The organism is Propionivibrio pelophilus DSM 12018 (genome assembly GCF_059569095.1).
Genome location: NZ_JCANUT010000016.1, coordinates 62,440 through 69,316, shown reverse-complemented (window position 1 = coordinate 69,316; position 6,877 = coordinate 62,440). Strand labels below are relative to the sequence as shown.

At 65.7% G+C, this 6,877-nt stretch carries 6 protein-coding genes; 3 read left to right on the top strand and 3 right to left on the bottom strand.

The window, feature by feature from the left end; all coding sequences use genetic code 11:
- Window positions 1-156 precede the first annotated feature (156 nt).
- The gene (locus BO74_RS09150) at window positions 157-3,225 is read left to right on the top strand and encodes an error-prone DNA polymerase (protein WP_496441737.1); all 3,069 of its coding nucleotides are present in this window, start codon (window positions 157-159) and stop codon (window positions 3,223-3,225) included.
- 43 nt (window positions 3,226-3,268) lie between these two features.
- Here BO74_RS09150 and BO74_RS09145 read toward each other — a convergent pair whose 3' ends face one another.
- Both BO74_RS09145 and BO74_RS09140 read right to left on the bottom strand, forming a co-directional pair.
- Window positions 3,269-3,829: a class I SAM-dependent methyltransferase gene (locus BO74_RS09145; RefSeq protein ID WP_496441736.1), complete on the bottom strand. Its 561-nt coding sequence runs from the start codon at window positions 3,827-3,829 to the stop codon at window positions 3,269-3,271.
- Window positions 3,830-4,184: 355 nt separating this feature from the next.
- A complete protein-coding gene (locus BO74_RS09140; protein WP_496441735.1) occupies window positions 4,185-4,424 on the bottom strand; it encodes a PA2433 domain-containing protein in 240 nt (79 codons plus the stop codon).
- Window positions 4,425-4,757: 333 nt separating this feature from the next.
- Here BO74_RS09140 and BO74_RS09135 point away from each other — a divergent pair, with 333 nt between their 5' ends.
- Window positions 4,758-5,249 carry a CDP-archaeol synthase gene (locus BO74_RS09135; protein ID WP_496441733.1) on the top strand — a complete coding sequence of 164 codons (492 nt, stop codon included), beginning with the start codon at window positions 4,758-4,760 and terminating at the stop codon, window positions 5,247-5,249.
- A 10-nt stretch (window positions 5,250-5,259) separates the two neighbouring features.
- Here the strand turns inward: BO74_RS09135 and BO74_RS09130 are convergent, their stop codons facing one another.
- A complete protein-coding gene (locus tag BO74_RS09130; RefSeq protein ID WP_496441732.1) occupies window positions 5,260-6,258 on the bottom strand; it encodes a metallophosphoesterase in 999 nt (332 codons plus the stop codon).
- A gap of 16 nt (window positions 6,259-6,274) precedes the next feature.
- Between BO74_RS09130 and BO74_RS09125 the strand changes: the two genes are divergently transcribed.
- Window positions 6,275-6,853 carry a CDP-alcohol phosphatidyltransferase family protein gene (locus tag BO74_RS09125; RefSeq protein WP_496441731.1) on the top strand — a complete coding sequence of 193 codons (579 nt, stop codon included), beginning with the start codon at window positions 6,275-6,277 and terminating at the stop codon, window positions 6,851-6,853.
- The last annotated feature ends 24 nt before the right edge of the window (window positions 6,854-6,877 follow it).

Genomic DNA, 6,877 nt, shown 5'->3' with positions numbered 1-6,877 from the left:
GCTTCGTTCCACACACAGGTCGGATATACGGTCGCAGTCGCACCCATTTGCCCTATCTCAACTCGCTCTTGCAAAACGGGAGGAGTCCATATACGGAATCCAGATTTCCGGAGCACATGCTGGATCCCGGCCTGCGCCGGGATGACGGAGCACCCTATGTCAAACGGCCTGCCCGCCTACGCCGAGTTGCATTGCGTCTCCAACTTCAGCTTCCTGCGCGGCGCGTCGCATGCGGAGGAACTGGTAGCGCGGGCGCAGGAGCTCGGCTACGCGGCGCTGGCGATCACCGACGAATGCTCGTTTGCCGGCCTCGTCCGTGCACACGGGGCGGCCAAGGCGGTCGGGCTGAAGCTGATCTGCGGCGCCGAAATCACCTTGGCCGATGGCATGAAGCTGGTGCTGCTGGCGCAGAACCGCCCCGGTTACGGCAACCTCTCGGCGATCGTCAGTCTCGGGCGACGGCACGCGGAGAAGGGGTGCTATCACCTGACGCGTGGCGACCTGCTGCCGGGGATTCCCGACTGCCTCGCCCTGTGGGTCGCGCCGGCCGACGCGTCGCCAGAGGACGCGCGCTGGCTGGCCGAGGCGTTTCCGGGGCGGGCGTGGGTCGCCTTCGAGCGGCATCTGGCGCCGGATGATGCCGCGCGCCTGGCGGCGCTGCGCGCGCTGTCGGAGGCCTCGGGCCTGCCGCTGGTCGCCGCCGGCGACGTGCATATGCACGTGCGCGGCCGGCGTGTGCTGCAGGATGTGCTGACCGCACTACGCCTGAAAACCTCGGTCGACGCGGCCGGTCATGCGCTGTTTCCCAACGGCGAGCGCTGCCTGCGCTCGCGCGTGCGCCTGGCGCGCTTTTACCCGCCGGAATTGCTTGCCGAAACGCTGCGCATCGCCGAAATGTGCAGCTTCTCGCTCGACGAGTTGCGCTACGAGTATCCCGAGGAAGTCGTCCCTGCCGGGCGGACGCCGGCGCAGTACCTGCGGGCGGAGGTGGAGACCGGGCTGTGCCGGCGTTATGCCGACGGCGTCCCGGCGAAGGTGCGTGCGCAGGTCGAACACGAACTCGCGCTGATCGCCGAGATGCAGTATGAAGCCTACTTTCTCACCGTCTATGACATCGTGAAGTTCGCGCGGGAGCAGGACATTCTTTGCCAGGGGCGCGGTTCGGCGGCCAACTCGGCGGTGTGTTACGCGCTCGGGATCACCGAGGTCGACCCGGCGCAGTCGGATCTGCTCTTCGAGCGCTTCATCTCGAAGGAACGCAACGAGCCGCCCGATATCGACGTCGACTTCGAGCACCAGCGGCGCGAGGAGGTCATCCAGTACATCTACGGCAAGTACGGCCGCGAACGCGCCGCGCTGACGGCTACGGTGATCGGCTACCGCACGCGCTCGTCGCTGCGCGACGTCGGGCGGGCGCTGGGCATCGACATCGATCGCATCGACGCGCTGACCGCGTCGCTGGCCTGGTGGGACAAGCGCGAGCAGTTGCCCGAACGCTTCGCTGCCGTCGGCCTCGATCCGCGCAGTCCGCGCGTCGAGAAATGGCTGATCCTCGCCGAGCAACTGCGCGGCTTTCCGCGCCACCTCTCGCAACACGTCGGCGGCTTCGTCATCAGCCGCGGCCGGCTCGACCGGCTGGTGCCGATCGAGAACGCGGCGATGGACGGGCGCAGCATCATCCAGTGGGACAAGGATGACATCGACGCGCTCGGGCTGATGAAGGTCGACGTGCTGGCGCTCGGCATGCTCACGGCGATCCGCCGCGCGCTCGACGGAATTTCGCAGCGGATCGGCCGCCGTTTTTGCATGCAGGACATCCCGAGAGAAGACCCGGCGGTGTACGCAATGATCGGCCATGCTGACACGGTCGGCGTTTTCCAGATCGAGTCGCGTGCGCAGATGGCGATGCTGCCGCGCCTCAAGCCGCGCTGCTTCTACGATCTCGTCATCGAGGTGGCCATCGTGCGCCCGGGGCCGATCCAGGGCGACATGGTGCATCCGTACCTGCGCCGGCGGCAGGGTATCGAGCCGGTGCGTTATCCCTCGGCGGCGGTGAAATCAGTGCTGCAGCGCACGCTCGGCGTGCCGATCTTCCAGGAGCAGGTGATGCAGCTGGCCGTCGTTGCCGCCGGCTTCACCCCCGGCGAAGCCGACCACCTGCGCCGCTCGATGGCCGCGTGGAAACGCAAGGGCGGGGTTGGGCACCTGCGCGAGAAGTTGATCGTTGGCATGACTGATCGGGGCTATTCGCAGGAATTTGCCGAGGCGATCTATCGGCAGATCGAAGGCTTTGGCGAGTACGGCTTTCCCGAATCGCACGCGGCGAGCTTCGCGCTGCTGGTCTACATCTCGGCGTGGCTGAAACGGCACGAACCGGCGGCCTTCCTCGTTGGCTTGCTCAATGCCCAGCCAATGGGTTTCTACTCCGCCTCGCAACTGGTGCAGGACGCCCGCCGGCACGGCGTCGAGGTGCGGTCGCCGGACGTGCAGCACAGCGCGTGGGAAACGGCGCTGGAAGGCGAAGCGTGTTCAGTGGTTCGTCTCGGCCTGCATCTGATCGACGGCCTGGGTGCGGAAGCCGGAGCACGCATCGCTGCCGCCCGCCCGTTCCGCGACGTAGCCGACCTCGCCCGCCGCGCCGCGTTGGACCGTGGCGATCTCGACGCGCTCGCGGCGGCCGGGGCTCTGGGCGCGCTGGCCGGCCACCGGCGGCAGGCCGCCTGGGCCGTCGCCGCCGCGCCGGTACAGCTCGATCTGCTGCAGGAGGCGCCGCCACTAGACGTGGCGCCGGAATTGTCCGAGCCGAGCGAGGGCGAAAACCTGGTCGCCGATTATGCGACCCTGCGCCTGGCGCTAGGCCGCCATCCGCTGACCCTGCTGCGCCGTCGCCTCGACGAGCGCCGCTACGTGACGGCCGAGGCGTTGCGCCAGATGGGCCATAACGCGATGGCACGTTGCGCCGGCCTCGTTACCTGCCGACAGCGTCCGGGCACGGCGACCGGGGTGATCTTCCTGACGCTGGAGGATGAGACGGGGCTGAGCAACGTGATCGTCCATCCGCACCTCGTCGACAAGCAGCGACGCGAGGTGCTCGGTGCGCGTCTGCTCGGCGTTCTCGGTGTGCTGCAGCGCGAAGGCGAGGTCGTGCATCTGATCGCCAAGCGGCTGGTTGATCACACGCCGCTGCTCGGGCGGCTGCTGACGGGCAGCCGGGACTTCCATTGAGACTCGGCAATTCGCACCAGCCGTGGGCTGTCGTGAGCCATCGTTACCCAGCACTTTTCGGGTCGGCTCCGGCGCGGAGTTCCCATACCGTCGCCGGCGGAATGTTCGACCAGACGCGGGTCAGGTACCGCCAGTGCAGGTTGGAGTGGCACGGGACGAAGGGAGGGCGGTTGAAATAGGTGTATTGGATCAGCCGACGATTCGGTGACGCCAGCAAAATGCGGCAGATGGCATCCACCGTTTTGCAGCGGAGGTTGTTGGACAGTGACTTGAAGGGTACTGACGACAAGATCACCAGAGGGTCCGGGATCTCGTCGAGAGCGCCTACGGTGTCGTGGAAAAAACCTTCGACCACCCGTGTCGGTCCGACCCGACGGCGCAGGCATTCGGCGAAGTAAGGATCCTGTTCGAAGACGACGAGCGTTTCCGCCCCGGCCGACTCCAGTATCTGGCGGGTTATGGCACCGGACCCTGCGCCGATCTCGAACACGGCCGTCCCGTTGCCGAGCTGTCGTGTCATCGCCTTGGCGAGAGCCGCTGACGACGGCGTGATGGCTCCGATGAGGCGGGGATTGTCGAGAAAACGCTGCAACATTCGAATCATGGACTCAGTCAGTCACCCGGTGACGGCTTTCGCAGTGGAGGGATGCGCCAAAGGGGCAACGGGCTGTTGCGCACGCTTGAATCCCTTGATGGAGAACTGGATCGATGGGCGATTGTTGCCCCACGTCGAAGAAATTTCAAGAGGCGAATTCAAGTCCGGGGTACGTTGGGGCTATGACGATGGGGCGGTGCAGGTACATCGGCGCGGTGATCGAAACGCAAAAATTGCCCCCTCTCGCCTGTTCGGCGTTCTCCTTGGGAGGGTTCTTGATCGTAGGCGGCCGGTCGACCAAACGCCCCGTCGGGACGTCTGCCGACCAGTCGCCGGAGTTGCGAGAGATCGAGGCGAAAGAGGCTCAGATACCGAGGATCTTCATCGCCTTGGCGAGCGTATCGACAGACGCCTGGTGGTTGCCCGCCTTGTGCAGGGTTTCCCCTTCGGCACGCAATTTTTTGACCTCGGACAGCTGTTCAGCCGCCAGTTTGGGGTTCATGGTGAGGGCTTCGTCGATCCTTTTCATGTCGGCGGGGCAGTGAAAGGCCAGCGCCGAGGCGCTCGTGAACAGAGCGCCCAGCAGAACTGCGAGTTTGCGCATTGTCTTCTCCTTTCGTTAAGAGGGTTCCCGCTCTCGCGTAAGCGTGAGGCGGTGAACCTTGGATCGCCTGGCTCCTCGCGAGGTTCAAAATCGGAGACGGCTTACGGATGCGATGGCGCTTCCTTCTCTCCGGCGTCCTTCGGCGATTGCGAGACCCCGGTTTTTTCGGCGACACGTTCAGCCGCATGGCCGACGGCCTCCGCACCGCGCTTGACTCCCCTGGCGGCGGCGTTGGCCCCCCGTTTGACGTGACGCCGGCATGTCCGCGACGCGAAATCGTTCAACCATGCCGTTATACTGCATTGCAGTGTGGCTGCTGGAGAGCGCAACGGCATGGACGAATTCCTTGTGGGCGTTCGTCTTTTGGTGATCTTGAGCATTGCCAATCTGGCGCCGATAGTGGCTTTCCGCTTGAGCGGGCGGCGGCCGGGGGCGCGGCTCGACGGCGGCCTGGAGTTTTTCGATCATCGACCGCTGTTGGGACCGTCGAAGACGGTGCGTGGCGTGCTGGCGGCCATCGCGGCGGCGGCGATCGTGGCGCCGCTGCTCGGGTTTTCTCCACGTCTGGGTGCCGTCGTCGGCGGCTTCTCGATGCTGGGGGATGCGCTGTCGAGCTTCTGCAAGCGGCGACTCGATATTCCGTCGAGTGCGAAAGCGACCGGCCTGGATCAGATTCCCGAAGCGCTGCTGCCGCTCCTCGTCGTGGCCGACTCCCTCTCGCTTTCCACGGGACAAGTCGCGGTGGTTACGCTGGCTTTCTTTGCGCTCGAAATTCCGATGTCCCGGCTGCTGTTCCGGCTCGGGGTGCGCGACCATCCGTACTGAGCCTGGTCGCTCATTCCGCGTCGGACGGGCTGCGGTGCAGTCGATGCAAGGTGATTTCCGGCCGGCAATTCAGACGCACGTCAATGAGCGACGAGCCGCAGCCGACCGAGGTGTATCCGGCCATGCCGCGGTATTTCCAGGCGCCGCGGGCGAAGGCGCGCGGGGCGCCTGTGTCGGTGAAGATGGGCAGGCCGCCCGGCAGGCAGATCTGGCCGCCGTGCGTGTGCCCGCTGAGCATCAGGCTGAAGCCCACGTTTTCTGCCTTGCGGTAGGTCTCCGGCGTGTGCGACAGCAGGATGGCGCAGGATGCCGGACTGACGGCGGCCTCCAGCTTGGCGAAATCGTGCGTGCGGTAGGTGTGCGCGTCGTCGATGCCGGCCAGGATCAGGGACTCGTTGCCACGCCGAAGAGGCACGGCCTCGTTCATCAGCACGTTGATGCCGAGGGCCTCCATGCCCGGCACCATGCGGATCGTGTCATGGTTGCCGAGGACGGCGTAGACCGCTTCACCGAGATGTGGCCGCAGCCGTGCCAGGGCGTCGAGTGCCGGCTGGTACGGGCCGAAGGTGCGAAAGCGGAAGTCCCCGGTGAGAACGCAGACGTTGTGAGCGAGCCCTTTCACGCTGGCGATCAGCCGTTCGATATAGGGCTCGCTCATGTCCAGATGAAGATCGCTCAGATGCAGCAAGGTGAAGTCTTCGAACGCCTGCGGCAGGCGCGTGAGTCGCACGTCGTTGTCCTGGCGCCGGATGTCCAGCACGTTGAGGCGCCCGCGCCGGTGGAGGCCCGCCAGGCTCAGTGCCGTGCGCATGAGGCTGGGCATCGAATACCAGGCGTCGTGATGCGCGAAGCGCGCGCCCCAATGGGTCCCGATTCGGGCCTCGCGTTCACGCTCCACGCTCAGCCGACGCTGGAGGTGCGGGCTGCCGATGCGCGCTTCGAGCCCGGCGAGCGTCGGGGGGTCGATGGGGGAGCTTTCGGCCGGGTCCATATGTCTAAAATACGCCAATCCATCGTTGCCGCAAGTGACTATTCCGACCTTGAACTGCCGCCACCTTCCCAATCTGATCACGGGCGTGCGCCTGATCCTGGTCGCGCCCATCGTCTGGCTGTTGCTGGACGGGCGCTACCCGGAGTCGTTCTCGCTGTTCGTGATCGCGGGGGTCTCCGATCTGGCGGACGGCTTCCTCGCCAGGCGCTTCGGCTGGACCAGCCGGCTGGGCAGCATCCTCGATCCCCTGGCCGACAAAGCGCTGGTGGTGGGGTCGCTGCTGGTGCTCGGTTGGCGCGGCGAGGTGCCGATGTGGCTGGTGATCCTGGGCGTGGGCCGGGACGTCATGCTGATCGGTCTATCGATCGGCTATCACTGCCTGATCGAACCGCTCTGGCCCGAACCGCTGCCCAGCAGCAAGATCAACACGCTGCTGCAATTGATGCTGGTCGCGGCGGTACTGTTCGGCCAGACCGTGCAGCCCTTGCCGGAAACGCTGCTGACAGTCCTGGTTTTCGGAACCGGGCTGACCACGCTATGGAGCGGCTGTGCCTATCTTTGTGTGTGGGGTGCGCGGGCGTGGGGTATCAGAAAAGGATCAGCGCGCAAGTGAGCCCGGAGGAAAAAGCCCCGCGGC

What these genes read in the sequence shown, in the direction of transcription:
- BO74_RS09140 (WP_496441735.1), bottom strand. Translation starts at nt 4,424, where the DNA reads ATGCGCAAACTCGCAGTTCTGCTGGGCGCTCTGTTCACGAGCGCCTCG.
- BO74_RS09150 (WP_496441737.1), top strand. Translation starts at nt 157, where the DNA reads ATGTCAAACGGCCTGCCCGCCTACGCCGAGTTGCATTGCGTCTCCAAC.
- BO74_RS09135 (WP_496441733.1), top strand. Translation starts at nt 4,758, where the DNA reads ATGGACGAATTCCTTGTGGGCGTTCGTCTTTTGGTGATCTTGAGCATT.
- BO74_RS09145 (WP_496441736.1), bottom strand. Translation starts at nt 3,829, where the DNA reads ATGATTCGAATGTTGCAGCGTTTTCTCGACAATCCCCGCCTCATCGGA.